The sequence below is a fragment of the Pseudomonas sp. MPB26 genome, from assembly GCF_046605355.1.
GTDB lineage: Bacteria > Pseudomonadota > Gammaproteobacteria > Pseudomonadales > Pseudomonadaceae > Aquipseudomonas > Aquipseudomonas cedrina.
Genome location: NZ_CP176793.1, coordinates 497,229 through 522,181, shown reverse-complemented (window position 1 = coordinate 522,181; position 24,953 = coordinate 497,229). Strand labels below are relative to the sequence as shown.

The window sequence follows — 24,953 nt, the reverse complement described above, 5'->3', positions numbered from 1 at the left end:
GCCGTGGCGGTGGGCTTGTTACTTATGAGGCGGGGGTGTGGCTGGAAGTTCTATAAAGAATGCATGCAGTCCAAATGTGGGAGCGGGCTTGCTCGCGAATGCGGTGTGTCAGTCGCTGAATGGTTGGCTGAGCAACCGCATTCGCGAGCAAGCCCGCTCCCACATTTAGATCCGATTACTTGCCGGGCGTCAGCGTCAACCGAGCCTTGCCATACACCTTCTCAAAGTTCTGCGGCTGCATCGGGAAGCTCAGGTATTGCGCCTTGAGCGACGGGTCGATGCCATTGGCATAGTTCGGGCTGGCGGGGTTGCCGGACTGGCCGATGCCACCCTGGCCCATCATCGGTTCCACCTGGCCGAAGTCGACAATCATGCGCAGCGCCGGTACCTGGGTGGTGTTGAAGTCCTGGCCCCAGCGGTACGGCGCCGGGTTCAAGGTGTTGTGATCGCCGCCCGAGGCCAGCGGGCCGCGAATCACCTGGCCATCGGCGTTTTTCCAGGTGGTCATGTGCAATTTGCCCCACTGCCAGGCTTTGTGATCGGCACCCAGTTGGCTATCCCCGGCGCTGATCGCGGCGGCCAGGCTGCGGGCGAGGATCGCCGGTTTGTCTTCTTTTTGCGCGGTGCGCACGTCGTCCCAGAACGGGCTGTCTTCACGCCCCAGCAAGTGGTCGGCCTGGGCGGCGTAGGACAGGCCGGCGTTGCTGACAAACGCTTTCCAGCTCGCGCTGTTTTCCGGGCCCAGTTCGTCGAGGAAGATCTGCCGGGTGCTTTCCTGCAGGAACAGTTCGTAGATTGCGGCGTCGGCGGAGGTTGCCGACAGCCGACCGTCGAATGCCATCAGGCGATTCAGCGCTTCGCGCGCCTTTGCCTGCTCGGCAGGCGGTAGCGCGTCGATCGCCTGTTTCAGCGGCTGGGCCATGCCCGGTGCCTGGAACATGGTCTTGAGCTTGGCGGCGAAGGGGGTGGTCTGGTCGTATTGCATGGCGATCATGCTGCGGCTGTCATGCTTGCCGGCACTGGCCAGTTGCGCCAGGCGCTCGCTACGCTCCGGCGCGTCCCAGGAATTGGACAGCTGCATGCCATAGCCGCGCGGCGCGGTGCGTTGGTTGGCGGTGCCGATCCAGCCTTGGGCCGGGTCCTGGTCATATGGGTGCAGCATTGCGTCAGCGTAACCGTCCCAGTCAAAGCGCGTGTCCCAACCCGGCGATGGCAGCAAGCCTTCGCCTTCGCGGCGGTTGGGGAAACGGCCGGTGACTTGCCAGCCAATGTTGCTGGCGTCGGCGAACACCATATTCAGCGCTATGGCGCGAATCTCGCGGGTCGCATCCGAGGCCTTGCCGGCGTTTTGCGCACGGGACAGGTCGAAGAACGCATCCAGGCTCTTGTCATCCTTGAGGTCGGCGGTCTGCAGGGACAGGCCCAGGCCGGTGGTCAGTGCCTGGCTGCTGTTGAGCAGGGCACCATGACGGGTTTCGTACACCACTTCACGAATCGAGCGCTGGCCCTTGACGAAGAAGGTCTCGTTACGTACGCCCGCAGGGAGCCATTTACCGTTGTTCTCGTAGTACAGCGCGCTGCCCTGGCGCCTGACTTTTTCCAGGAACAGGTCCTGGGTGTCGCCCTTGACCGCGCTCATGCTCCACGCGACTTTGCCGTTGAAGCCCGAAAGCAGGGTCGGCAGGCCGGCAATCGAGGCGCCGACGGCCTGGTACTTCGGTGCACGGATTTGCACATAGCTCCAGGGCGACGGTGCCAGCGGTTGGGCGGCGAGGTCGCCTGCCAACAGGCTTTTACCGCTGCGGCTGCGTTGCGGGCCAATCGCCCAGTTGCTCGAGGTGGTCACAGCCAGCGCGTTGAGGCTGTCCAGTTGCTGGCTGACCGCGTCCAGCCCGGCCAGGCCGGTGACCTGGCCGAGGTTCACGCCCTTGAGTTTCTCGGCCTCGGCCAGGGGGATCGATTCATCCGGCGCGCTGGGCGTGAGCCAGGCGAGTTTGTCGACGCCGACTTTCTGTGCCAGCACCAGGGAGGCTATTTCTTCCTGCAGGTTGGCCGATTCGCTGAAATTCAGCAGGCAGAACAGCAGTGCCGAATCTTCCGGCTTCCAGTATTCGGGCTTGTAGCCGGTCTGGGCCAGGTCCGGCGGCAGCTTGTCGCGGTAGCGAAACAGGTAGGCGTTGACGCCACGGGCATACACTTCAAAGAAGCGCTTGAGGCGTGGCGAGGATGCGTTATACAGCTCGCCGGCGCTTTTTTTCAGGTTGACCGCGCGCATGAACCGGTCGACATCCAGCACTTCAGGGCCAGACATTTCCGCCAGGCGGCCCTGGGCCAAGAGGCGCAGGGTGACCATCTGGGTGATGCGATCACTGGCGTGCACATAACCGAGGCTGAACAACGCGTCATGGAAAGTGTTGCTTTCGATCAGCGGCATGCCTTGGGCATTGCGTCGCACGGAAACATTCTGTGCCAGGCCCTTGATCGGCTGCACGCCGGCATTTGGCGGCAGGGTGTCCTGGGTGCTCTGGAGCTGGCAACCGGCCAGGCTTAAAGCACTGGCCACTGCCGCAGCTACGCCGAACCGGGGAAGAAAATGTGAGAGGGCTGGCGAGGCCATGGCAAAGCTCCTGCGGGGGTGGCGTCAGTAAAGGCGCTACGTTAGTGAGCGCGGCGAAACGACGCAAGCGGGAGTTTTGGGAGAAACATGAGATATTGAGTCTTGCACAAACCAATGTGGGAGCGGGCTTGCTCGCGAAAGCGTCGTGTCAGTCACTGCAAATGTTGACTGAACCACTGCTTTCGCGAGCAAGCCCGCTCCCACATTTAGATGCCACTCGTCTTCGAATCAGGTTTGGAGGTTATGCCCCGTGGCACTTCTTGAATTTCTTCTCGCTGCCGCACGGGCAAGGATCGTTGCGACCCACGTCCTTCAGGGCGTTGCGCACCGGTTCCTGGTGAGCGTGGCCGCAGTTCGGGCCGTGAACATGGCCGTGCTCGTGGTCGTGGCTGTGATCATGATGATCGTGATCGTGGTTGCAGTCAGGGCCATGGACATGGGGTTGCTGAGTCATCGATGTCGCTCCGGAATAAAATCGCCGGGGATTATCTCGCCATTGTGGTTCACCTGCACGTCATAACCGATGAATAATCCGGTTTTCAATTCACCTTCCAGGCGATACGGCACTGGCTGGTCGGGATTTTTCAACATCCGTACCACATCACGGATCTGCGGCCATAGGTTGGTACGCACCGAAACCCGAAAGAACTTATGACCGTGCGGCGGTACGGTCAGCCATTCGTCGGACTCACCCTCGGTCAACACGAAATCGTCCAGGGACACCTTGTAGATCAGGCCGCGCACGGTCAGGTCGGCGTCGTCACGGTTGTCCACACGAAAGTACAGCTTGAACTTCTGTTCCAGCAACTTGGCGCGCACCACTTCGACCTTCACCAGGGAGACGTGGGGCGGTGGCGAATCGTCCTCGAACCACGACGCGCAGCCGGTCAGGCCAAGGGTTAACGCCAGCATCAAGCTGTACATCCGGAGCATGGCGTCAGTCCTGTGGGGTTAGAGGTAGCTGGAACAACACTTCTTGAATTTCTGCCCACTGCCGCACAGGCAGGCATCGTTGCGCCCGGCCTTCACTTCCACCGTCGGATCGATGAAGTACCAGCGCCCGTCATTCTGTACGAAAGACGAGCGCTCGCGGTGGCTATGTTCGCCGGTCGCGTCATGCCAGCGTGCGGTGAAGGTCACGAAGGCGTGTTCGGGCTGGCCGCCGAACACTTCGGAGCTTTCCACTTCAAGGCCGAGCCAGGTGCTCTGTGCGCTCCAGGCACCGATGGCATTGCGGTCCAGGCCGGCTTGTTGCGCCGGTAGCGTCGTGGCGACCAGGTAGTCCACCAGGCCGAGCACGTAGGCGCTGTAGCGTGAACGCATCAGTGCGGCGGCGCAGGGGGCCGGGTGCCCGGCGTGATAATGGCCACAGCAGGCATCCAGCAGGTTGCCACTGCCGCAGGGGCAAATGGATGTACTCATTGGGTTACCACCAGTACTTTCCGAAATTTTCCGGGTTGGCCCAGAAGCGGGCGTTGAGCCAGTCCGGCACCTGTTTATAGTCAAGCAGATCATAGGTAAACAACGTCAGAACCTGCTCATCACGTTGGAAGCGTTCACCGGCCTGCAGGGCCAGGGAGAAGAAGTCAGTGTCTTTCCAGTCGCAGGCGGCCAGGTCCACCAGCACCGCGATGCGGCTGGCATTGAGATTGCGGATGCCCCCAAGCAGCGTCAAGCCTTGCGGTTTTGGCAGGTGCTCCAGGCAATCCACCACCAGCGCCAGGTCAAACCGTTGCGCGGCAAGCGTCGCCGGCAACGCGCCCGGTGCCGCGACTGACACTTGGGTATCCGGGTGGGCTTGTTGAAAAGCCTCCAGCGCCGGGAACTGGCTGGCACCCAACAGCAACAGGCGTTTTGGCCGGTGCAGATCAAGCAAGGCGGCCAAGGCTTGCTGGGGTGTACGGGCAGAAATACCAGCGGTCATCGCAGATCCTCGCATCAGGACCCAACAGACTAGCGCGGCTGAGCGTGCGGGCCTAGAGCCGGTGACTGGGAAAATCCTGCAGGTTGCGCAGACCCGTCAGCCAGAAGCCTTCCCTTTATTAACTTTTTTGATCCTTCACTGGCAAAGCGCCTGTGGAAGTCGTTACTGTGCGTCCAAAGAAAAAACTAGAAATGAAAAATTAGGGGAGCCCCATGATGCGTAAGGTTTTACTGTTGGCCCTGCTGGTCAGCCCCGTTGTCCTGGCCCAGAGCGTCAGTGTCGAAACCAATTCGTTGATGCGCCTGCCCAGCAGCACCAGCGTGCTGCAACTCGAACGACTGGATGTGGCGGACTACGGCACCTTGCTGATTCCTGCAACCATCAGCCAGGTCACGGTGGATGAGCTGCATCTTGGGCGCGACGCGCGCATCGCCATCGTGCCCGGTAACACCGCGCTGCAATTGCAGGTACGTCATGCGCAGTTGGACCAGGGCAGCCAGATCACCTCGCGCGGCGCGCCCGGTACCCACGAAAAGCCGGCCAAGGCCGGGCGTGACCTAACCTTGCGCATCGATTCGCTGAACGCTGAAGAACTTTCCGTGGACGCCCGAGGTGGGGCCGGTGCCAAAGGTTACGCCGGGCTGGACGGCGCCAACGGCGAAGACCCGGGCTGCACCTGGGGCTCGGCGGGGCGTGGTTTCAATGGCGACAACGGTGGCGATGGCCTGCCGGGGGCAGCCGGCGCGACCGTACGGGTTGAATTGCCACGGGACTTCCCTGCTGGTCAGATCAAAGTCTGGGTGGACGGTGGGCCGGGTGGTTTGCCCGGCACCGCAGGCAAACCGGGCAAAGGCGGGCAGTCCAAAGGCTGTGTCGTGTATCGCGCCGACGGCGGCGAGAAGGGCCGTCCAGGACTGGAAGGGCAACCGGGCACGGCGGGGCCAGCGGGTTCTGTGACCATTCAGCGGCTTTGAGTCGCCTGGCCTGACGCCATCGCGGGCAAGCCCTAATGCCAGTCAGTTAAGCGCAATCCCCTGTGGGAGCGGGCTTGCTCGCGAAAGCGGTGGGTCAGTCAACATCAATGTTTGCAGGGCCGACGTCTTCGCGAGCAAGCCCGCTCCCACATTTGATCTTCGTTGCTTTAAACATTGCGTTCGCTTAACTGATCGGCATTAGGGCAAGCCCGGCTCCCACATTTGACCGCGTTCCAAAGGGTGTACGCGGTTAAAATGTGGGAGCGGCGTTGCGACGATTCGACTTGCTCGCGAAAGCGTTGTCCGGTCGCCTCAGAACATCGGCCGAGCCGAAGCAATTGTCACCACCACCAACCCCACAATCAAATTGATCCCCACCAACCTGCGAATCTGCCCCAGCACCGCGGCCCCCGCCGACCAGTCCTCAGCCGCCACCGCATTGCGCAACGCCGGAAGCTTCAACGCCTGGACCCGGATAAACAACGCCGTCATCACCAGATACAAACCCATCATCACCTGCACATAACGCGGCGCCGTCTCAAACCCATTGAAGCGCAGATGCAGCAGGCCGATGCCGCTGATCGGCAAAACCGCCACCGCAACCCATACCCACACGAAAAAACGTTGAAACACATTCGCCCATAGCTTTAGCCGGGCAGGGCCTTCAAGTGCCGCCCCGGCGGCGGGGCGCAGGATCATCCAGGCGAAAAACATACCGCCGACCCACACCAGGGCGGCCAATACATGCAGCGTATAAGCGAGGTTGAACACGGTCATTGAAGTACTCCGTTCTGCGCGGGATTAATTAGCGGGGTATGATAGCGACCGATCCGAACCACTGAAAATTTATCCAGCGTTTTTTGCGCCCGACTATCCATGATCAGCACTGAACTCAAAACCACGATCCAGGGCGCCTATTCGCGTTTTCTCGAAGCCAAGAGCTTGAAACCGCGCTATGGCCAACGCCTGATGATCGCCGAAGTGGCCAAGGTCCTCGGGGATATCGACACCGACGACGAAGGCCGCCGCGAGGGCGAGCCCGCGGTCGTGGCCGTCGAGGCCGGCACCGGTACCGGCAAGACCGTGGCCTATAGCCTGGCCGCGATCCCGACCGCCAAGGCCGCCGGCAAGCGCCTGGTGATCGCCACCGCCACCGTGGCCCTGCAGGAACAGATTGTCTACAAAGACTTGCCCGACCTCATGCGCAACAGCGGCCTGAACTTCACCTTCGCCCTGGCCAAGGGCCGCGGCCGCTATATGTGCCTGTCCAAGCTCGACGTGCTGTTGCAGGAAGGCCATGCGCAAACCGCCACGGCGTCGCTGTTCGAAGAAGAAGGCTTCAAGATCGAAGTCGATGAGGTCAGCCAGAAGCTGTTCACCAGCATGATCGAGAAACTGGCCGGTAATAAGTGGGACGGCGACCGCGACAGCTGGCCCACCGCCCTGGAAGATGCCGACTGGGCGCGCCTGACCACCGACCACAGCCAGTGCACCAACCGCCATTGCCCCAACTTCGGCCAATGCGCCTTCTACAAGGCGCGCGAAGGCATGGGCAAGGTCGACGTGATCGTCACCAATCACGACATGGTCCTGGCCGACCTGGCCCTGGGCGGCGGCGCCGTGCTGCCCGACCCGCGCGACACCCTTTATGTCTTCGATGAAGGCCACCACTTACCGGACAAGGCCATCGGCCACTTTGCCCACTACACGCGCCTGCGTTCTACCGCCGACTGGCTGGAAACCACCGCGAAGAACCTCACCAAGTTGCTGGCCCAGCACCCGCTGCCCGGCGACCTGGGCAAGCTGATCGAACAGGTGCCGGAGCTGGCACGGGAAATCAAGACCCAGCAGCAGTTCATGTTCAGCGCCTGCGAACAGGTGGCCGACTTCAAGCCCGGTGAAGACGTCGAAGGCCGTGAGCGGCCACGTCACCGGTTCGTCGGCGGGTTGATCCCCGAGCATATGCGCGAGATGGGCATCGAGTTGAAGAAAGGCTTCTCACGCCTGACCGACCTGTTCACCCGTATCACCGACCTGCTCAAAGAGGGCATGGATGGCGAGGTCAACATCGGCATCGCCAGCAACCAGGCCGAGGAATGGTACCCGCTGTTCGGCAGCCTGTTGTCCCGCTCCCAGGGTAATTGGGAGCTGTGGACCGCCTTCACCGTCGAAGACCCGGAAGACAACCCGCCCATGGCCCGCTGGCTGACCTTGTCGGAAAGCGGTGCGCTGTTTGATATCGAGGTCAACGCCAGCCCTATCCTGGCGGCGGAAATGCTGCGGCGCAATTTGTGGAACGTGGCCTATGGCTGCCTGGTGACCTCGGCCACGCTAACGGCCCTGGGCACTTTCGACCGCTTCCGCATGCGTGCCGGCCTGCCAAAAAAAGCCGTCACCGCCGTGGTGCCGAGCCCGTTCCATCACGCCGACGCGGGCGTACTGCGGGTGCCGGACCTCAAGGCCGACCCACGGGACGCGCCAGCGCACACGGCTGCCATTATTCGTGACCTGCCGGGGTTGGTGGAGGGCTCGCGCGGCACTCTGGTGCTGTTTTCGTCGCGCAAACAGATGCAAGACGTGTTCGATGGCCTTGACCGCGACTGGCGTAAGCAGGTGTTTATCCAGGGCAACCTGTCCAAGCAGGAAACCTTGAACAAGCACAAGGCGCGCGTCGATGGCGGGGACTCCAGCGTGCTGTTCGGCCTGGCGAGTTTCGCCGAAGGTGTGGACTTGCCCGGCGCCTACTGCGAACACGTGGTAATCGCCAAGATCCCGTTTTCGGTGCCGGACGATCCGGTCGAGGCCGCGCTGGCCGAGTGGATCGAAGCGCGGGGCGGCAACCCGTTCATGGAAATCTCGGTGCCGGATGCTTCGTTGAAGCTGGTCCAGGCCTGCGGACGCTTGCTGCGCACCGAGGAAGACCGGGGCACCATCACCTTGCTGGACCGCCGTCTGGTCACCCAGCGCTATGGCAAGGCCATCCTCAACGCCCTGCCGCCGTTCAGGCGCGAAATTTCTTAAGCCACCGTGGGCGAATGCGCCCACTTCGTGGTCTATCTCGATTATGTCATCAGGCCATTTACCGGCCGTCTGGGAGAACCTTGTCTGTATGATTCGCACGCTGCCCGCTCTTTTTGCCCTGCTGTTCACCGCACCGTTGATGGCTGCGCCCGCGGGGCAACAGACCTTGTTCAACTTCGTCCGGCCTGCCGATGTGGTCAAGGTGGCGACCCAGGACGCCAGCCTGCCGCAATACAATGCCGAACAGACCGCCGAAGGCGAAGTGCTGCGCCGCATCACCTTCAGCCCGGCTGCCGAACCGAGCCTGGTGCTCAGCCCGCAAACCGGCACCTGGGACTGGTCCCAGTCGGGGGCCATGAGCCTGCGCATCCAAAGTGCGATGGACTGGGCATTGACCCTCTACGTCAAGGTCCAGAGCAGGGATGGCCGTACCTTGGTCAGCCGCATCGACCTGCCGGCGGGCCCGGCCCAGACTCTGTTGGTCCCGCTGCAAGCCAACTCACCGTTGAGCCAGGGCATGAAGGCCGGGCCGCCGATGCCGATCACCGTGGACGGCCAGCGCGTATTGCTGGCCACCAGCGCCGGTGAAATCGACCGCAGCCAAGTGGCCTCGGTGACCTTGTCGATGATCAAGCCCAACGCCGCCCAAAGCATCCTGCTGGAGCGCTTTGGCGTGCAGGACAGCGAGCCGGTATTGAAAGCCGCCTACAGCGAGTTGGTGGACGCCTATGGTCAATCCACCCGTGCGCGCTGGCCGGAAAAAGTCAGCAGCGACGAGCAACTCAAGGCCGCCGCCGCCAAGGAGCAGCAACAGCTCCAGGCCTGGCTGGCGACGCGGGACAAATCCGCGCTGGACCCGTACGGCGGCTGGAACAAAGGCCCTGCGTTCGAGGCCAGCGGGTTTTTCCGCACCGAGAAGCGCGACGGACGCTGGTACCTGGTGACGCCGGACGGGCATCCGTTCTATTCCCTGGGCGTCAACACCGTGGCGCCGGACAACAGCCAGACTTACGTGGCCGGCCGTGAATGGATGTTTGCGGCGCTGCCCAAGGCCGGCGAGCCTTTCGACAAGTACTACGGCAGCGGCGACCACCGCACCGGCAACGGCGCGGGTGAGGGCCGCAGCTTTGGCGCCGGCCGTTGGTACGACTTCTATGGCGCCAACCTGCAGCGTACTTACGGCGGGGAGGGTTTTGACCAGATACGCTGGGTCGCCCACACCCTTGATCGCCTGCAGGCCTGGGGTTTCAACACCGTGGGCAACTGGAGTGAACCGGACCTGGCCGGCGCCGACCGCGTGCCGTACACCTTGCCGTTGTCGATCGTCGGCGACTACGCCAGCATCAGCACCGGCACCGATTGGTGGGGCGGCATGCCCGATCCGTTTGACCCGCGTTTCGCCATGGCCACCGAGCGCGCCGTGGCCATCGCTGCCCGCGACCATCGCGACGACCCCTGGTTGATCGGCTTCTTTGCCGACAACGAGCTGGCCTGGGCGGGCCCTGGCGATGCGCCAAAATCCCGCTACGCCCTGGCCTACGGCACCTTGCGCATGACCACCGACGTGCCGGCCAAGCGCGCGTTCCTCAAGCAACTGCGTGACAAGTACCGTAACGAAGAAGGCTTGTCGAAAGCCTGGGGTATCCAATTGGCCGGCTGGGAACTGATGGAAGACCCGGGCTTCGAGCCGCCGCTGCCCAACCCCGAACATCCGGAAATTGAAGCTGACTTCAAACATTTCCAGAAGACCTTTGCCGATGCCTACTTCAAGACCATCTCCGACTCGCTGAAATGGCACGCCCCCAACCAACTGCTGCTGGGCGGCCGTTTTGCGGTAAGCACACCTGAAGCCGTGGCGTCCTGTGCGCAGTATTGCGATGTACTGAGCTTCAACATGTACACCCTCAAGCCCCAGGACGGTTACGACTTCGCGGCCTTGCGTGCGTTGGACAAACCGGTGCTGATCACCGAATTCAATTTCGGCTCCAATGACCGTGGGCCGTTCTGGGGCGGCGTGACGCAGTTGGCCAAGGAAGAAGATCGCGGCGCGGCATATGCCAACTTCCTTAAGCAGGCCATGGCCGAGCCGTCGATTGTCGGCGTGCATTGGTTCCAGTATCTGGACCAACCCGTGACCGGGCGTTTGCTGGACGGCGAGAACGGCCATTTCGGCCTGGTGGGCATCACCGACCTACCGTTCCAGGGCTTTGTCGACAGCGTGCGCAAGAGCAACCTGGCAGCGGTCGATCAGTTGGGCAAGGAAGCGCAGAAGGCCAAGGCTGTCGGAGTCGTTCATGAAAGTGAAGGCGGCAAGGCCGGGCAAGAAGGCAAAGGCCCGGGACAGGGCGTCGGGCATGCCGGTGGGCATGCTGGGAATGGTCATTGATGGAGGTCTGACGGGTTCCCAAAAGCCATAATGGCTGGAACAATGTCGACCACTTTTTACTGTGTTTTCCGAGGGTGTTCAGGTGCAGATCCAGGGTCATTACGAACTCCAGTTCGAAGCGGTACGTGAAGCCTTTGCCGCGTTGTTCGATGACCCGCAGGAGCGTGGTGCCGGGCTCTGCATCCAGATCGGCGGTGAAACCGTCGTCGACCTGTGGGCTGGCACCGCCGACAAGGACGGTCTCGAGGCCTGGCACAGCGATACCATCGTCAACCTGTTTTCCTGCACCAAAACCTTTACTGCCGTGACGGCCCTGCAACTGGTGGCCGAAGGCAAATTGCAACTGGACGCACCGGTCGCCCGCTATTGGCCGGAGTTCGCGGCCGCCGGCAAGGAAACCATCACCCTGCGTCAGTTGCTCTGCCACCAGGCCGGGTTGCCGGCGATCCGCGAAATGTTGCCGGTCGAGGCGCTGTATGACTGGCAACTGATGGTTGACACCCTGGCGGCCGAAGCTCCGTGGTGGACACCGGGCCAGGGCCACGGCTACGAGGCGATCACCTACGGTTGGCTGGTGGGCGAATTGCTGCGTCGCGCCGATGGGCGCGGGCCGGGAGAGTCCATCGTGGCGCGGGTTGCGCGGCCGTTGGGGCTGGATTTCCATGTGGGCCTGGCGGATGCAGAGTTCTATCGCGTGGCACATATAGCGCGCAGCAAAGGCAATATGGGCGATGAAGCCGCACAACGTTTATTGCAAGTAATGATGCGCGAACCTGCGGCCATGACGACGCGTGCATTTGCCAACCCACCGTCCATTCTGACCAGTACCAATAAACCCGAATGGCGGCGCATGCAGCAGCCGGCGGCAAATGGTCACGGCAATGCGCGCAGCCTGGCGGGTTTTTATAGTGGACTATTGGACGGTAGTTTGCTGGAAGCCGACATGCTTGAGCAGTTTACCCGTGAGCACAGTATCGGGCCGGATAAAACGTTATTGACCCAAACCCGTTTTGGCTTGGGTTGCATGTTGGACCAGCCCCGGTTGCCCAATGCCACCTTCGGCCTTGGCCCGCGTGCTTTCGGGCATCCTGGCGCGGGCGGCTCGGTGGGGTTTGCCGACCCTGAGTATGATGTAGCGTTTGGTTTTGTGACTAATACATTGGGGCCTTATGTACTAATGGACCCACGGGCACAGAAGTTGGTCGGAATATTGGCCGATTGTCTGTAAACCCCTTGCTGTTTCACATTTTTTTGTTACAAAGGCAACTATAAGAAGACGCTGAACGAAATGATGTAACTTTAATGTTCTGTAAGCGTCTGTTTAACGGGTCACCCAGACCCCCGTTTCTTTTCTCATTTTGTGGATACCTCATGTTATCGAACAAGTCCTTGGCACTGGCGCTATGCCTCACTATCACTGGTTGCGCACAAACTCCACAAAATGATGCCGAGGGCGGGCATTGGTGGTCATTTGGCTCTGACAAGGCTGCTACTAAGGACCCAGTGACCCAAGCCGATGCCAAGCCGGATGCCAAGCCGGATGCCAAGCCCGACGCCAAGCCTGCTGCGAGCGCCAAGCCTGCCGCACCGGTAGCCGCCGCTGCAGCGCCTGCCCCGGCCCCAGCCGCCAAGGCTGATACCGGCTTCAGCTGGTGGCCGTTCTCCTCCAAGAGCGCCGACGAGAAGGCTGCCGATGCCAAGGCCGACCTGAAAGCCGACCTCAAGGCCGCTGAGCCGGCACCCGCCGTCGCCAAGACCGACACCGAAACCCACTGGTGGTGGCCGTTCGAAAGCAAACCCAAGCCCTTGGCCAAGGTCGACGTGACCAACGTGCCGATGCCCGATCCGAAAATCACCCAGGCCTGGCTGGACGACTATGAGCCACGCCTGCGCGCTGCCATCAAGGACAGCAACCTGCAGCTGGAACGTCGCGACAATGTGCTCGTCGTAATTGCCCCGGTCGACGGCTCCTACAACCCGAAACGCCCTGCGATGTTGCTGCCGGTTACCCTGGGCCCGTTCACGCGTGTAGCCAAGGCCGTTGAAGCCGATCCCAAGACCGCCGTATTGGTGCTTGGCCACGTTGATGCTACTGGCACCGCCCCGGCCAGCCAGGCGTTGACCAAGGAACGCGCACAATCGATCGCCTCGATCTTCAGCCTCAGCGGCCTCAAGCAAGACCGCCTGATGCTGCGCGGCATGGGCGACCTGATGCCTCGTGCCGCCAACGACAGTAACCAGGGCCGCGCCCTGAACCGTCGTATGGAAATCATGTTCACCCAGCGCTCGACCATGTTGGCCCTGTTGAGCAAATACAATTCCGGCAAGACGCCGCCTGTGGCTGAAATGGTTGCCGTACAGAATGTTCCTGCCCCGACGCCTGCCGCCAAGGCTCCGGTGAAAAAAGCCGCCGCCAGCAAGGCAACCAGCAAGAAAGCCGCTGCCAAGCCAGCCGCAAAAAAGGCCCCGGCCAAGCCTGCCGCCAAGAAGCCAACTGCGGCAAAAGCCAAGGCTGATGCACCGGCCCCGAGTGACCAGGCAAAAAACTGATCCGCTGAACAGAAGGATAAAGCCGCATGACCCAGGCACTGGCCGATATGCGCCGTGATTACACACGGGACGGTTTGAGCGAGGCCCAGGCCCCGAGCGAACCGTTTGCCTTGTTCCACCAATGGTTTGGCGATGCGGTGAAAACCGAGCAGCCACCGGTGGAAGCCAATGCCATGACCTTGGCCACGGTCGACCAGGACGGTCGCCCGCACTGCCGCATCCTATTGCTCAAGGGCCTGGATGCGCAGGGCTTTACCTTCTTTACCAATTACCAGAGTGCCAAGGGCCAACAGCTCGCGGCACGGCCGTTTGCGGCCATGACCTTTTTCTGGCCGACCCTGGAGCGTCAAGTGCGCATCGAGGGGCGGGTGGTCAAGGTCACGCCTGAGGAGTCGGACGCTTATTATCAGGTCCGTCCGCTGGGCAGCCGCCTGGGTGCCTGGGCTTCGCCGCAGAGCCAGGTCATTCGTGATCGCGAAGAGTTGCAGGACCTGCTCAAGGCCACCGAGCAGCGTTTCAGCGACACCCAGCCCGACTGCCCCGAGCACTGGGGTGGCTATCGTTTGCTGCCCGAGCGCATCGAGTTCTGGCAAGGCCGCGCAAGCCGCCTGCACGATCGCCTGAACTATCGCCTGCAAGGGGCCGATTGGACACGTGAGCGCCTGGCGCCCTGAGCTGCACCTTTCGTCACTTCGCCTGAATGTTGCCGATCACTTCGAAGTCTCTATAAGAGGCTTCGGGCGTGTACTGCTGCGCGGCATCGTCCAGCCAATGCGACCGTTCGTCGAGTTTTGTGGTGCGCGCAGTCTGTACTCAGGCTGAATGAAAGCAATTTTCTGCGGTGCTTGCCGTGACAGGCGTCAAGCTGCAGCGTTTAATGAACACCTGTCCTTTGGAGTTGATGCTATGCGTAAGTCCGTTTTACTGGTTGCCTGCTTTACCACCCTGTCGTTGTTGTTGGGTGGCTGCGCCTCGAGTCTGACCGGCGACTCATATTCCCGTGACGAAGCGCGTCGTGTACAAACCGTGCGCATGGGCACCATCGAGTCCCTGCGTCCGGTGAAAATCGAAGGCACCAAGACCCCGATCGGCGGCGCTGCTGGCGCGGTCATCGGCGGTGTTGGCGGCAGCGCCATCGGCGGCGGCCGTGGCAGCATCGTTACCGCAGTGATCGGCGCTGTCGCCGGCGGCCTGCTGGGCTCGGCCACTGAAGAAGGCCTGACCCGCACCCAGGGCGTGGAAATCACCGTTCGCGAAGACGACGGCAGCACCCGCGCCTACGTGCAGGCCGTGCAGGAGAACGAAATATTCCGCATTGGTGACCGTGTACGCATCATGACGGTTGATGGCACGAGCCGCGTTACTCGTTAAGCGCAGGGTGTGGAAACAAAACCCCCAACCGGGTGACCGGTTGGGGGTTTTTGGTTTATGGGGCCAATATTCCAGGACGGTATTGGGGGTTGAGAGTCTCGACGATTGGGAGCAGTGCAAAAAACAGACAATAAAAAACCGCCTTAGTAAGGCGGTTTTTTGGCAAGCCCAGTTAGTGGCTGAGATTGCGACCTCAACGATGCATCGACCTGCAACGGGATACTAGCGCCGACCTTGCCGTCACGCAAGTCTAAGCGACTGACGATTAAGATCGATTCCGAAGTTGTATTGTAGAGTTATATGTCCGCAACGGCCTGCAATAAATCTCTTGAGCAATCCTGAATATGTGAGCACCGTCGTCACACTTTCAGCCCCAATGTTGGTTAGGATTCTTCCCGTTCTACGTTCGTCGCTTTCAGGTGTGTCGGGTACTCGCGCGGATTCTGGGCCGACCGCCACGGGCTAGTAATCCGTGCCGGATTCATGCGGAAGGACCATTAACCCGGCCGCCTCAAGGATGCATCGACCTGCATCTAAAGGCTCACATGTTCCGGTAAGTGCGCTGGAGGTAAGGCCCAACATTTGGAGGGCCGAGTATGTCTAAGTTTGCACGACGTACGTGGAACCTCGTAGTGAATGCCCTGCGTGTTTATCACGTGTGGACATTCCTGCGGGACAGCTTCGATGACCTGTAAGGTCTGAAGAAGTGGAGCCGCCTCGGTTAACCCTGAGGCGGCTTTTTGGTTTTTGGCTTGTCAGTTCAAACTGTCAAACTGAAGGTATAGCCTTCTTGCGACTCGCCATCGCCGTCACCGCATACCCGATACACGCCGCCAGTATCGACCCGGTCAGAATTCCCATCCGGTCTTCTCCGGCAAATTCGCTGGCACCCGGTACAAACGCCAGGGACCCGACAAACAGGCTCATGGTAAAGCCGATGCCGCACAGGATCGCCACACCAAACACCTGGCCCCAATTCGCGCCGCTGGGCAGGGCGGCGATGCCGGTCTTGATGGCCAGCCAGGTGAGGCCGAACACGCCGATGGTCTTGCCGATCAGCAGGCCGGCGGCGATGCCCATCGGTACGTGGTGGGTAAAGCTTTCCAGGCTGACGCCGGTCAGGGACACGCCCGCGTTGGCGAAGGCGAACAGCGGCAGGATGCCGTAGGCCACCCAGGGGTGCAGGGCGTGTTCCAGGGTAAGCAGCGGCGACGGTTCGGCGTTTTTGGTGCGCATAGGGATGCAAAACGCCAATGTCACGCCGGCTAGCGTCGCGTGGACACCGCTCTTGAGTACGCACACCCACAGGATCAGCCCAATGATCAGGTAGGGCCCGAGCTTGATCACGCCCAGTCGGTTCATCGCGATCAACGCAATCAGGCAGGCCCCCGCACCGGCCAGGGCGGCGCCGGACAAGTCTGCGGAATAGAACACGGCGATGACGATGATCGCGCCCAGGTCATCGATGATGGCCAGGGTCATCAGGAACAGCTTGAGCGATACCGGTACGCGCTTGCCCAGCAAGGCCAGCACACCGAGGGCGAAGGCAATGTCGGTGGCCATTGGGATTGCCCAGCCCGACAGCGCGGCAGGGTAGTCCTTGTTGATAGCCCAGTAGATCAGCGCCGGCACCACCATGCCGCCGATGGCCGCTGCGCCAGGCAGCACCACTTGCGAAGGCTTGGACAGGTGGCCGTCGAGCAACTCGCGCTTGACCTCAAGGCCGATCAGCAGGAAGAACAAGGCCATCAGGCCGTCGTTGATCCACAGCAGTGCCGGCTTGGCGATTTTCAGTGCGCCAATCTGTGCCACCACCGGTACGTCGAGAAACGCGCCGTACAGGTGTGACAAGGGCGAATTGTTGATGATCAGTGCCAGTGCCGCAGCCGCGATCAATAACAGACCGCTGGCGGCTTCCAGCTGGAAGAAACGGGTGAAAGTGCTACGCAGAGGCAAGGGACGCTCTCCAATCCAGATTCAATAGGTGGGTACCCTAACCCGTACCGTTAGTTGTTAAAACAAAAGTTATATTCTTATTTGTTATAAGTGTCGACCCGCGATGACGCTTCGGTTAAGCCTGGCAATTGTGTGTCCTATTGAGTCGGGACTGTATCTGTCTGGCTTGTAGGAAACGCCCTAAAATCAGGGCTTATATCCTCAGAGAAACACGCCATGAGCGACCACCGTCCCTGGGCCCGCGAAGCCATTCGTATCATTGAAGCAGACTTCCAGCGCAGCGCCGACACGCACCTGATTCCGTTGCCGCTGCCGGGGTTGCCGGGTATCGAGTTGTACTTCAAGGATGAGTCCAGTCACCCGACCGGCAGCCTCAAGCATCGGCTGGCGCGTTCATTGTTTCTGTACGCGCTGTGCAATGGCTGGCTCAAGCCGGGCGCGCCGGTGATCGAAGCGTCCAGCGGCTCGACGGCGATTTCCGAAGCCTACTTTGCCCGTATGCTCGGCCTGCCCTTTATTGCGGTGATGCCGGCGACCACCTCCCAGGAGAAGATCGCGCAGATTGCCTTCTACGGTGGCAGAAGCCATCTGGTGCAAGACCCGACGCAAATCTATGCTGAATCCGAACGCCTGGCGCGGGAAAGCGGCGGCCACTTCATGGACCAGTTCACCTATGCCGAGCGCGCGACCGACTGGCGGGCCAACAACAATATCGCCGAATCAATCTTCCAGCAGATGCGCTTCGAGCAGTATCCGGAACCGAGCTGGTTGATCTCCAGCCCCGGCACCGGCGGCACCACCGCGACCCTTGGTCGTTATGTGCGTTATCGCCAGCATTACACGCGCGTGCTGTGTGCCGATGCCGAGCGTTCGGTGTTCTTTGATTTCTACCAGAGCGGCGACGCCAGCCTGCGCCTGGACTGTGGTTCGCGCATCGAAGGCATTGGCCGGCCACGGGTCGAAGCGTCATTCTTGCCAGCGGTGATCGACGCAATGGTCAAGGTGCCGGATGCGCTCTCGCTGGCGGCCATGCATTACCTGGCGGATCGGCTGGGACGGCGGGTTGGCGGCTCCAGCGGGACCAACCTGATTGGCGCGCTGGTAGCGGCGCAGCAGATGAAGGCCGCGGGAGAGTCGGGATCGATCGTGGCGATCCTGTGTGATGGGGGCGAGCGCTATGCCACAACCTATTACGACCAGGCGTGGTTGGCGGGGCAGGGGTATGAATTGGATGGTTTGATCAACGACGTTGCGGCGAGTGTGGAGCGCGGTGAGCCGCTGCCGAACAGCATCCAGCGCGCCAACATCTGACACCACACAAAACCCAATGTGGGAGCGGGCTTGCCTGCGATAGCGGAGTATCAGTCGTCGAATTTATCGACTGAACCACCGCAATCGCAGCGATGCGGCGATCCGACAAGCCAGCTCCCACATTTGATAGGTGTTGTCAGGAAAGAACTATCAGGCCTCGATGCCCAACATATCCCGCGCCAACGCCTCGGCAATCCGGATCCCATCCACCCCCGCCGACAGAATCCCGCCGGCATAACCGGCGCCCTCACCGGCCGGGAACAGGCCTTTCACGTTCAAGCTCTGCATCGACTCGTCACGGGTAATCCGCAGCGGCGATGAGGTGCGCGTCTCGATACCCGTCAACACCGCATCGTGCAGCGAGTAGCCCTTGATCTGCTTCTCGAACGCCGGCAGTGCTTCGCGGATCGCCTCGATGGCGAACGCCGGCAAGGCCAGGGCCAAGTCACCCAGGGACACGCCGGGCTTGTAGGAGGGTTCCACACTGCCGATCGCCGTGGACGGCTTGCCGGCGATGAAGTCACCGACCAACTGCGCCGGGGCGTCGTAGTTGCTGCCGCCGAGGAGGTAGGCGTGGGATTCCAGGCGTTCCTGCAACTCGATCCCTGCCAGCGGACCACCCGGGTAATCCACCTCAGGGGTGATGCCGACCACGATGCCGGAGTTGGCATTGCGTTCGTTACGCGAGTATTGGCTCATGCCGTTGGTCACGACGCGGTTCGGCTCGGATGTCGCTGCCACCACGGTGCCGCCTGGGCACATGCAGAAGCTGTAGACCGAGCGGCCGTTCTTGGCGTGGTGCACCAGTTTGTAGTCGGCGGCCCCCAGTTTCGGGTGCCCGGCGTATTTGCCCAGGCGTGCGGCGTCGATCAACGACTGCGGGTGCTCGATACGAAAGCCTACCGAGAACGGCTTGGCTTCCATGTACACGCCACGGCCGTGGAGCATGCGGAAGGTATCGCGTGCGCTGTGGCCCAGGGCCAGGATCACATGCCTGGAGAGGATCTGCTCGCCGCCATCGACGACCACGCCGTTCAACTGCCCGTCTTCGATCAGCACGTCGGTAACCCGCTGTTCGAAGCGCACTTCACCGCCCAGGGCGATGATTTGCTCACGCATGTTTTCCACCACGCCGGTCAGGCGGAAGGTGCCGATATGCGGCTTGCTGACGTAAAGGATTTCTTCCGGCGCACCGGCCTTGACGAACTCGTGCAGGACTTTGCGGCCGTGGAACTTCGGGTCCTTGATCTGGCTGTAGAGCTTGCCGTCGGAAAACGTCCCGGCACCGCCTTCACCAAACTGCACATTGGACTCGGGGTTGAGCACGCTTTTGCGCCACAGGCCCCAGGTGTCCTTGGTGCGCTGGCGCACTTCCTTGCCGCGCTCGAGAATGATCGGCTTGAAGCCCATCTGCGCCAGCAACAGCCCGGCAAAGATGCCGCACGGTCCAAAGCCCACCACGATCGGGCGTTCGACCAGGCCTTCCGGGGCCTGGCCCACGACGTGGTAGCTGACATCCGGCGCCGGATTGACGTTGCGATCATCGGCAAACTTGAGCAGCAGGGCGGCTTCGCCCTTCACGTTCAAGTCGATGGTGTAGATGAAGCACAGCTCCGAAGACTTCTTGCGCGCGTCATAGCTGCGTTTGAACAGGGTGAAATCGAGCAGGTCATCACTGGCGATGCCCAGGCGCTGCAGGATGGCAGGACGCAGGTCTTCTTCGGGATGGTCGATGGGCAGCTTGAGTTCGGTGATTCGTAACATGACAGGATCCGGTAGGCGGCGGGCTGAGTGGCCGGCTGTTTTGCAAACCGGCGATTATAAGCCCCAATGGCCGTTTCCCGTCATGTTAAAACAGCGCAGTGCCCAGTCAGTCGTCGCGCGAGCCGCCAAACGCTGCGCAGCCGCGTTGCACCTGGCCGTTGACGCGCAGCTCGGCGGTCATGTGTTGCAGGCTGCCGCTGACACTGTCGATGCAACGTTGCGGGGCGACCCACAATTCGACGTGCTGGTTGTTGGCTTCGGTCATCAGGTTGAAGCGGCCATCTCCGATCTGTTCTTCCACATAGGGTACCGCCAAAGGTGGCTGGCCTTCGCGCAGCAGCACCATGCCCTTGGCCGTGACGTTCATCGCCCAGGCGGGCTTGTGGCCGTTGGCGCGCAGGATCATGCGCTTGAAATCCGGGTCATCGCAGGCCGAGGTCGAGCGCTCGACGCGGTAGAGCTGCTGCAGGTCGACGCTGCCCTGGGTGCCGCTGGCGACCCCGGAGAATTTGCCACGCAGGTCGGCGAACAATGCACCTTGCTGGCCGGCCAGCGACGCCGCTTCCTGCAGGATGCTGGTGCGGCCCGTGTCGTTGACCACGTAGTTGCGTTTGTCATTGCACGGTTGGAACAGCAGTTTGCCGCCGACTGCGGTGAGTTCGCCCTGCATGCGGGTCAGCCCGGCCAGAGACGGCGTGGCCGGCTCCTTGTCGAACATCTGGCAGGCGGCAAACAGGGGGAACAAGGCAAACAGAGCGAGGGTATGGGCGGCACGCATGATCGGGTCTCCGGACAAGTGCCGCCACGTTACGCAGGCCGGCGTCGCACCACAACCCCGCCCGGCAGCTTAAGGCGATTCTGACAGACGGCGAGTTCAGCCAACGATAAAGGTCTGACCCGTTTGCAAGCCTTCGACACTTTTTGCGTAGGCCAATGCCACGTCGGCGCCAGTCGCCGGTTTGAAGCCACGAAAGTACGGCGCGTAGCTGCCCATGGCTTCTTGCAGGACCGTCGGGCTCACCGAATTGACGCGCAAACCCCTTGGCAATTCAAGCGCCGCGGCCTTGACGAAGGCATCCAGTGCACCGTTGACCAAGGCCGCCGAGGCGCCGGTGCGGATCGGGTCGCGGTTGAGAATGCCGCTGGTGAAGGTGAACGAGGCGCCATCGTTGGCGTACTCACGACCGATCAACAGCAGATTGACTTGGCCCATCAGCTTGTCACGCAGGCCCAATTCAAAATCGCTTTCGCTCATGTCGCCCAGCGCCACAAAATTCACGCTGCCCGCCGCGCAGACCAGCGCGTCAAAGGTGCCGGTCTGTTCAAACAGTTTGCGGATAGATGTGCTGTCGCTGATATCCACTTGGAATTCACCGCTGCTACGGCCGATGCCGATCACTTCGTGACGCTGGGCCAGTTCGGCCTTGACCGCCGAGCCGACGGTGCCGCTGGCGCCAATCAACAGAATTTTCATGGTGCTGTTCCTCCGGGTGAGTGAAGGCTCAGTCTACGGTGGCTTTTTAAGTGGATAAACGCGCTAATAGGCAACCTTTGGTTTTCATTTGGAAACAATCCATGAGCGAGATGGATGACCTGGCCGCCTTTGCCGTACTGGTCGACGCCGGCAGTTTTACCGTCGCCGCTGAGCAATTGGGCTGCAGCAAAGGGCAGTTGTCCAAGCGCATCAGTCAATTGGAGGCGCGGTTCAGCGTGGTTTTGCTGCACCGCACCACACGTAAACTCAGCCTGACGGCAGCCGGTGCGGCGTTGCTGCCCCAGGCCCAGGCTCTGGTGGTACAGGTGGAACGAGCCCGTCAGGCATTGGCCCGCCTCAAGGACGATCTGGCCGGGCCTGTGCGTATGACGGTTCCGGTGTCGTTGGGCGAAACCTTCTTCGACGGCTTGCTGTTGGAGTTCTCCAAGCACTACCCGCAGGTGCAGATCGAGCTGGAGCTCAACAACCGCTATCGCGATCTGGCGCGGGACGGTTTTGACTTGGGAGTACGCTCAGGCGCGATTGAAAACGAGCGCCTGGTGGCCAAGCCATTGCTGGCCTGGCATGAGGTGACCTGCGCGAGCCCGGCCTACCTCGAGCAATACGGCGAACCCGAGACCCCGGCTGATCTGGCCACCCATATCTGCTTGCTCAACAGCCACTACAGCGGCCGTGAGGAGTGGCTTTACCACCAGCAACACGAACTGCTGCGGGTACGGGTCAGCGGCACCTTCGCCTCCAATCATTACAACCTGTTGAAAAAAGCCGCGCTGGTCGGCGCCGGTATCGCACGCCTGCCGTCCTACCTGTTGCCGACGGAATTGGCTGACGGCCGCTTGAGCTGGCTCCTGCGCGATTACCAGACGCGGAGCATGCCGATGTACCTGGTGCATCCCTATCAGGGCGGCCTGCCGCGTCGCACCCAGATATTGGCCGATTACCTGGTGGACTGGTTCAAGCGCAGCGGCGAGGCCCTGGATCGGCTTTAAGCATAGCGACGCGCGATAAAGTGATCGATGGACAAGCGCCCCGGACCCTTCGCCACCAGCAGCAACAGCAGCGCAAGCCAGGTGCCGTGGGTCGGGTAGGCATCCGGGTAGACGAACAGCTGAATCACCAGCGTCATGCCGATCAGGGCCCAGGCCGAAAAGCGCGTGGCGAAGCCAACCAGGATCAGCACCGGGAAAAAGTGCTCGGCAAATGCCGCCATGTGCGCCGCCACCTCCGGCGATAGCAACGGCACAGCATACTCGCTGCGAAACAGCGGCAGTGTCGAGGCCGCCAGTTTTGGTTCACCCAGTTGAAAGGTGCCGCTGATGATATCCACCGCGAAACCTTCAATTTTGGTCTGCCCGGATTTCCAAAACACCGCAGCCATCGAAAAACGTGCGAGAAAGGCAATCAGGCTGTAAGGAATTTGCTCGAAAAACGCGATGACCCGATTGATCAATCCCGATGGACAAGTGTTCATGGCGATACCTTTTGTTCTGGATACAGATGAGTGATGGCGTTGTGGCTGACCAGCAACGTCAGGCAGTGGTGCATATCGAATTCGGCGCTGGCTTCAAGTGCATGCTCCACGGCTTTTTCCAATGGACTGCCATGGGCCAGGCTGTTGATAAACGTCGCTGAGCCACTGTCGAGGGCAAACACCCTGACTTCCAGCCCCTGGCGCAATACCAGTGCAGCCTGGGCGTGCCAGGGGTTCAGGGTGGCCAGGGCACCCTCGGATTGATGCGCGGCCCATACCGCCACCACCGCGAAGGCAGAATTCAAGGTGGCAAGGGATGGGTGCAGCTGCAGGCGCAATTTTCCGACGTCTGTCTGGCCTTGCATGACTTGAAGAATCGCCTGCTGATCCAGCGGCTGTGCATCCGCCGCGTGGTAGGCACGTACACGCAGGCGTTCCAGGCGCGCGATATCGGCCAGGTAGGGCACGCTGGCGGCCGGCTCAAAATCCTGGATAAACGCTGGAAACGCACTGCCGTACTCCCTGATCAGCGGGCTGGTGGGAGGGCACGCCTGCACGAACAGGCCGGCCATCGCACGGAAAAATTCCTCGCCCACCAGTTGCAACGTCACGGGGTAAGCGGTCGCCAACGCGTTGATCAACGAACTGTGCACATTGTTGCGATACACCGCGAAGCGGCTGGCCGGGTCGGCACCGTTGCGGCTGACCAGGCCTTCGGGGCAGGCCCGGTCCGGCGCCAACAGGACTGCGGCAAAGTCGTCATGAAGGCTCATGGTCCCACCTGCGACAGATGCCATTGGGCCTGTTGCGCCTCGGCCAGCAATACGCTGAACACCGGCACCTGGTTATCCCGTTCGATCAACGTCGGCACCGGGCCGACGCGCGCCAGTACCTTTTCGTACAGCTGCCACACGGCGTTATCGATCGGAGCACCGTGATCATCGATCAACAGGCGATCACCGAGGCTGTCCGTGTCTTCGGCAAAACCGGCCAGATGAATCTCACCCACCGCGTGCAATGGCAGCGCGTGTAGGTAGGAAAGTGGATCGCGCTGGTGATTAACGCAGGACACATAGACGTTATTCACGTCCAGCAGCAAGCCACAGCCGGTGCGACGGATGATCGTGCTGATGAAGTCGGTTTCGTCCAGGGTTGAGCGCTCAAATTGCAGGTAGGTCGACGGGTTCTCCAGCAACATTGGCCGCTTGAGGGCGCTCTGTACCTGGTCAACGTGTTCGCACACCCGTTGCAGGGTCGCGTTGTCGTAGGCCATGGGCAGCAAGTCATTGAGGAATACCGGGCCGTGGCTCGACCAGGCCAGGTGTTCGGAGAAAGCGTGGGGTTGGTAGCGTTCGATCAGCATGGCCAGCCGCGCCAGGTGCCCACGGTCCGGCGGGGCTTCGCCGCCGATGGACAGGCCTACGCCGTGCAACGACAGCGGGTACCGCTCACGGATCATCCCCAGATAGTGATGAAACGGGCCGCCGGCCACCATGTAGTTTTCGGCGTGCACTTCAAAAAAACCGATGTCGGGTGAAGTGTCGAGCACTTCAGTGAAGTGCTCATGCTTGAGCCCCAGCCCGGCCCGACGCGGGAGGCCGGGCGCCTGAGCCTGGGCGATGGCGTGCAGGGATGAAAGGGGCATCGTCAGTACTCAGGTTTCGCGAGGGTCAGGACTTGGCGGTGAAGGCCGCTTCCTGGCCGAAACCGGTCGGCGAGGTGGAGCTTGGGGTTTTGAGGCAGGTGCCGGCGGGGACGAGTTTCCAGGCGTTGGCCTGGTCTTTGGTTTTCGAGGTGCCGGCGCAGGACGTGCCGGCGCCAGCGGCGCAGTCGTTCTTGCCGGCTTCGGCGATACCGAAGCATTTCTGCATGTCGTCGGCGGCGTGGGCGGTGATGGTCAGGGCAGACAGGCTCAGGGCGGAACCGAGGGCCAGGACGAGGGTGGCGGCGGACAGTTTGGTGGTCATGGTGGATCTCCAGTAGTGGCGGGCGTGTTTGCCTGCTTGCACCACTAGAGGCGTTGGGGTGAACTTCGTTACACGTCTGCCGAAAATAACTTCGGGTTTCACCAATTATCAGTTCACACACAACAGATGTGGGAGCTGGCTTGCCT

Annotated in this window: 23 protein-coding genes; 9 read left to right on the top strand and 14 right to left on the bottom strand. The window is 61.4% G+C overall.

Annotated features, from left to right (window positions below; all coding sequences use genetic code 11):
• Nucleotides 1-175: 175 nt before the first annotated feature.
• The 5 genes from ACLH0H_RS02480 to ACLH0H_RS02460 form a co-directional block, all read right to left on the bottom strand.
• On the bottom strand, nt 176-2,617 hold the full coding sequence (locus ACLH0H_RS02480) for a penicillin acylase family protein (RefSeq protein WP_411380843.1): 2,442 nt from the start codon (nt 2,615-2,617) through the stop codon (nt 176-178).
• A 241-nt stretch (nt 2,618-2,858) separates the two neighbouring features.
• Nucleotides 2,859-3,071 (bottom strand): SEC-C metal-binding domain-containing protein, encoded by a 213-nt coding sequence (locus ACLH0H_RS02475; RefSeq protein WP_076950063.1) that lies wholly within the window; start codon nt 3,069-3,071, stop codon nt 2,859-2,861.
• Entirely contained in the window at nt 3,068-3,550 is a 483-nt protein-coding gene (locus ACLH0H_RS02470) for an LEA type 2 family protein (RefSeq protein WP_411380842.1), read from the bottom strand. Before ACLH0H_RS02470 ends, ACLH0H_RS02475 begins: the two co-directional genes overlap by 4 nt.
• An 18-nt stretch (nt 3,551-3,568) precedes the next feature.
• A complete protein-coding gene (locus ACLH0H_RS02465) occupies nt 3,569-4,039 on the bottom strand; it encodes a YchJ family protein (protein WP_076950065.1) in 471 nt (156 codons plus the stop codon).
• 4 nt (nt 4,040-4,043) lie between these two features.
• On the bottom strand, nt 4,044-4,541 hold the full coding sequence (locus ACLH0H_RS02460; RefSeq protein ID WP_411380841.1) for a DUF6231 family protein: 498 nt from the start codon (nt 4,539-4,541) through the stop codon (nt 4,044-4,046).
• A gap of 215 nt (nt 4,542-4,756) precedes the next feature.
• Between ACLH0H_RS02460 and ACLH0H_RS02455 the strand changes: the two genes are divergently transcribed.
• Entirely contained in the window at nt 4,757-5,515 is a 759-nt protein-coding gene (locus ACLH0H_RS02455) for a collagen-like protein (protein WP_411380840.1), read from the top strand.
• A gap of 312 nt (nt 5,516-5,827) precedes the next feature.
• Here ACLH0H_RS02455 and ACLH0H_RS02450 read toward each other — a convergent pair whose 3' ends face one another.
• Entirely contained in the window at nt 5,828-6,292 is a 465-nt protein-coding gene (locus ACLH0H_RS02450) for a CopD family protein (protein ID WP_411380839.1), read from the bottom strand.
• A 99-nt stretch (nt 6,293-6,391) separates the two neighbouring features.
• Here ACLH0H_RS02450 and dinG point away from each other — a divergent pair, with 99 nt between their 5' ends.
• The 6 genes from dinG to ACLH0H_RS02420 all read left to right on the top strand — a co-directional run bounded on the left by dinG (nt 6,392) and on the right by ACLH0H_RS02420 (nt 14,843).
• On the top strand, nt 6,392-8,536 hold the full coding sequence (dinG, locus tag ACLH0H_RS02445; RefSeq protein ID WP_411380838.1) for an ATP-dependent DNA helicase DinG: 2,145 nt from the start codon (nt 6,392-6,394) through the stop codon (nt 8,534-8,536).
• Nucleotides 8,537-8,624: 88 nt separating this feature from the next.
• Nucleotides 8,625-10,922 carry a beta-galactosidase gene (locus ACLH0H_RS02440; protein ID WP_411380837.1) on the top strand — a complete coding sequence of 766 codons (2,298 nt, stop codon included), beginning with the start codon at nt 8,625-8,627 and terminating at the stop codon, nt 10,920-10,922.
• Nucleotides 10,923-11,004: 82 nt separating this feature from the next.
• Nucleotides 11,005-12,150, top strand: a complete 1,146-nt coding sequence (locus tag ACLH0H_RS02435) for a serine hydrolase domain-containing protein (protein ID WP_411380836.1) — start codon at nt 11,005-11,007, stop codon at nt 12,148-12,150.
• Between the two features lie 143 nt (nt 12,151-12,293).
• Nucleotides 12,294-13,472 carry an OmpA family protein gene (locus ACLH0H_RS02430; RefSeq protein ID WP_411380835.1) on the top strand — a complete coding sequence of 393 codons (1,179 nt, stop codon included), beginning with the start codon at nt 12,294-12,296 and terminating at the stop codon, nt 13,470-13,472.
• Between the two features lie 26 nt (nt 13,473-13,498).
• The gene (gene pdxH, locus ACLH0H_RS02425; RefSeq protein ID WP_411380834.1) at nt 13,499-14,146 is read left to right on the top strand and encodes a pyridoxamine 5'-phosphate oxidase; all 648 of its coding nucleotides are present in this window, start codon (nt 13,499-13,501) and stop codon (nt 14,144-14,146) included.
• A gap of 232 nt (nt 14,147-14,378) precedes the next feature.
• Nucleotides 14,379-14,843, top strand: coding sequence for a glycine zipper 2TM domain-containing protein (locus tag ACLH0H_RS02420; RefSeq protein WP_003231137.1), 465 nt, complete (start codon nt 14,379-14,381; stop codon nt 14,841-14,843).
• A 768-nt stretch (nt 14,844-15,611) separates the two neighbouring features.
• Here ACLH0H_RS02420 and nhaA read toward each other — a convergent pair.
• Nucleotides 15,612-16,799 carry a Na+/H+ antiporter NhaA gene (nhaA, locus tag ACLH0H_RS02415; protein WP_411380833.1) on the bottom strand — a complete coding sequence of 396 codons (1,188 nt, stop codon included), beginning with the start codon at nt 16,797-16,799 and terminating at the stop codon, nt 15,612-15,614.
• 216 nt (nt 16,800-17,015) lie between these two features.
• Here nhaA and ACLH0H_RS02410 point away from each other — a divergent pair, with 216 nt between their 5' ends.
• Nucleotides 17,016-18,110: a PLP-dependent cysteine synthase family protein gene (locus ACLH0H_RS02410; protein WP_411380832.1), complete on the top strand. Its 1,095-nt coding sequence runs from the start codon at nt 17,016-17,018 to the stop codon at nt 18,108-18,110.
• A 150-nt stretch (nt 18,111-18,260) separates the two neighbouring features.
• Here the strand turns inward: ACLH0H_RS02410 and ACLH0H_RS02405 are convergent, their stop codons facing one another.
• The 3 genes from ACLH0H_RS02405 to ACLH0H_RS02395 form a co-directional block, all read right to left on the bottom strand.
• A complete protein-coding gene (locus ACLH0H_RS02405; RefSeq protein ID WP_411380831.1) occupies nt 18,261-19,874 on the bottom strand; it encodes an NAD(P)/FAD-dependent oxidoreductase in 1,614 nt (537 codons plus the stop codon).
• Nucleotides 19,875-19,980: 106 nt separating this feature from the next.
• Nucleotides 19,981-20,652, bottom strand: coding sequence for a COG3650 family protein (locus tag ACLH0H_RS02400; RefSeq protein WP_411380830.1), 672 nt, complete (start codon nt 20,650-20,652; stop codon nt 19,981-19,983).
• A 96-nt stretch (nt 20,653-20,748) separates the two neighbouring features.
• Complete coding sequence (locus ACLH0H_RS02395) at nt 20,749-21,348, bottom strand: short chain dehydrogenase (RefSeq protein ID WP_411380829.1); 600 nt, start codon at nt 21,346-21,348, stop codon at nt 20,749-20,751.
• 101 nt (nt 21,349-21,449) lie between these two features.
• Here ACLH0H_RS02395 and ACLH0H_RS02390 point away from each other — a divergent pair, with 101 nt between their 5' ends.
• On the top strand, nt 21,450-22,358 hold the full coding sequence (locus tag ACLH0H_RS02390; RefSeq protein ID WP_411380828.1) for a LysR family transcriptional regulator: 909 nt from the start codon (nt 21,450-21,452) through the stop codon (nt 22,356-22,358).
• On the opposite strand, the gene ACLH0H_RS02385 is transcribed toward ACLH0H_RS02390, so the two are convergent.
• Genes ACLH0H_RS02385 through ACLH0H_RS02370 form a run of 4 tightly spaced genes read right to left on the bottom strand, consistent with a single transcriptional unit; the run spans nt 22,355 to nt 24,807 of the window.
• Nucleotides 22,355-22,840 (bottom strand): DoxX family protein, encoded by a 486-nt coding sequence (locus ACLH0H_RS02385; protein WP_411380827.1) that lies wholly within the window; start codon nt 22,838-22,840, stop codon nt 22,355-22,357. The two genes, ACLH0H_RS02390 and ACLH0H_RS02385, sit on opposite strands and share 4 nt — an antisense overlap.
• The gene (locus ACLH0H_RS02380) at nt 22,837-23,613 is read right to left on the bottom strand and encodes a putative DNA-binding domain-containing protein (RefSeq protein WP_411380826.1); all 777 of its coding nucleotides are present in this window, start codon (nt 23,611-23,613) and stop codon (nt 22,837-22,839) included. Before ACLH0H_RS02380 ends, ACLH0H_RS02385 begins: the two co-directional genes overlap by 4 nt.
• Nucleotides 23,610-24,485 carry a DUF692 domain-containing protein gene (locus ACLH0H_RS02375; protein WP_411380825.1) on the bottom strand — a complete coding sequence of 292 codons (876 nt, stop codon included), beginning with the start codon at nt 24,483-24,485 and terminating at the stop codon, nt 23,610-23,612. Before ACLH0H_RS02375 ends, ACLH0H_RS02380 begins: the two co-directional genes overlap by 4 nt.
• Before the next feature lie 25 nt (nt 24,486-24,510).
• Entirely contained in the window at nt 24,511-24,807 is a 297-nt protein-coding gene (locus tag ACLH0H_RS02370) for a DUF2282 domain-containing protein (protein WP_411380824.1), read from the bottom strand.
• Between the last annotated feature and the right edge of the window lie 146 nt (nt 24,808-24,953).

What these genes read in the sequence shown, in the direction of transcription:
- ACLH0H_RS02460 (WP_411380841.1), bottom strand. Translation starts at nt 4,541, where the DNA reads ATGACCGCTGGTATTTCTGCCCGTACACCCCAGCAAGCCTTGGCCGCC.
- ACLH0H_RS02470 (WP_411380842.1), bottom strand. Translation starts at nt 3,550, where the DNA reads ATGCTCCGGATGTACAGCTTGATGCTGGCGTTAACCCTTGGCCTGACC.
- ACLH0H_RS02385 (WP_411380827.1), bottom strand. Translation starts at nt 22,840, where the DNA reads ATGAACACTTGTCCATCGGGATTGATCAATCGGGTCATCGCGTTTTTC.
- ACLH0H_RS02375 (WP_411380825.1), bottom strand. Translation starts at nt 24,485, where the DNA reads ATGCCCCTTTCATCCCTGCACGCCATCGCCCAGGCTCAGGCGCCCGGC.
- ACLH0H_RS02455 (WP_411380840.1), top strand. Translation starts at nt 4,757, where the DNA reads ATGCGTAAGGTTTTACTGTTGGCCCTGCTGGTCAGCCCCGTTGTCCTG.
- ACLH0H_RS02410 (WP_411380832.1), top strand. Translation starts at nt 17,016, where the DNA reads ATGAGCGACCACCGTCCCTGGGCCCGCGAAGCCATTCGTATCATTGAA.
- ACLH0H_RS02440 (WP_411380837.1), top strand. Translation starts at nt 8,625, where the DNA reads ATGATTCGCACGCTGCCCGCTCTTTTTGCCCTGCTGTTCACCGCACCG.
- ACLH0H_RS02395 (WP_411380829.1), bottom strand. Translation starts at nt 21,348, where the DNA reads ATGAAAATTCTGTTGATTGGCGCCAGCGGCACCGTCGGCTCGGCGGTC.
- ACLH0H_RS02370 (WP_411380824.1), bottom strand. Translation starts at nt 24,807, where the DNA reads ATGACCACCAAACTGTCCGCCGCCACCCTCGTCCTGGCCCTCGGTTCC.
- ACLH0H_RS02405 (WP_411380831.1), bottom strand. Translation starts at nt 19,874, where the DNA reads ATGTTACGAATCACCGAACTCAAGCTGCCCATCGACCATCCCGAAGAA.
- ACLH0H_RS02475 (WP_076950063.1), bottom strand. Translation starts at nt 3,071, where the DNA reads ATGACTCAGCAACCCCATGTCCATGGCCCTGACTGCAACCACGATCAC.
- ACLH0H_RS02380 (WP_411380826.1), bottom strand. Translation starts at nt 23,613, where the DNA reads ATGAGCCTTCATGACGACTTTGCCGCAGTCCTGTTGGCGCCGGACCGG.
- ACLH0H_RS02450 (WP_411380839.1), bottom strand. Translation starts at nt 6,292, where the DNA reads ATGACCGTGTTCAACCTCGCTTATACGCTGCATGTATTGGCCGCCCTG.
- dinG (WP_411380838.1), top strand. Translation starts at nt 6,392, where the DNA reads ATGATCAGCACTGAACTCAAAACCACGATCCAGGGCGCCTATTCGCGT.
- pdxH (WP_411380834.1), top strand. Translation starts at nt 13,499, where the DNA reads ATGACCCAGGCACTGGCCGATATGCGCCGTGATTACACACGGGACGGT.
- ACLH0H_RS02400 (WP_411380830.1), bottom strand. Translation starts at nt 20,652, where the DNA reads ATGCGTGCCGCCCATACCCTCGCTCTGTTTGCCTTGTTCCCCCTGTTT.
- ACLH0H_RS02465 (WP_076950065.1), bottom strand. Translation starts at nt 4,039, where the DNA reads ATGAGTACATCCATTTGCCCCTGCGGCAGTGGCAACCTGCTGGATGCC.
- ACLH0H_RS02420 (WP_003231137.1), top strand. Translation starts at nt 14,379, where the DNA reads ATGCGTAAGTCCGTTTTACTGGTTGCCTGCTTTACCACCCTGTCGTTG.
- ACLH0H_RS02480 (WP_411380843.1), bottom strand. Translation starts at nt 2,617, where the DNA reads ATGGCCTCGCCAGCCCTCTCACATTTTCTTCCCCGGTTCGGCGTAGCT.
- ACLH0H_RS02390 (WP_411380828.1), top strand. Translation starts at nt 21,450, where the DNA reads ATGAGCGAGATGGATGACCTGGCCGCCTTTGCCGTACTGGTCGACGCC.
- ACLH0H_RS02430 (WP_411380835.1), top strand. Translation starts at nt 12,294, where the DNA reads ATGTTATCGAACAAGTCCTTGGCACTGGCGCTATGCCTCACTATCACT.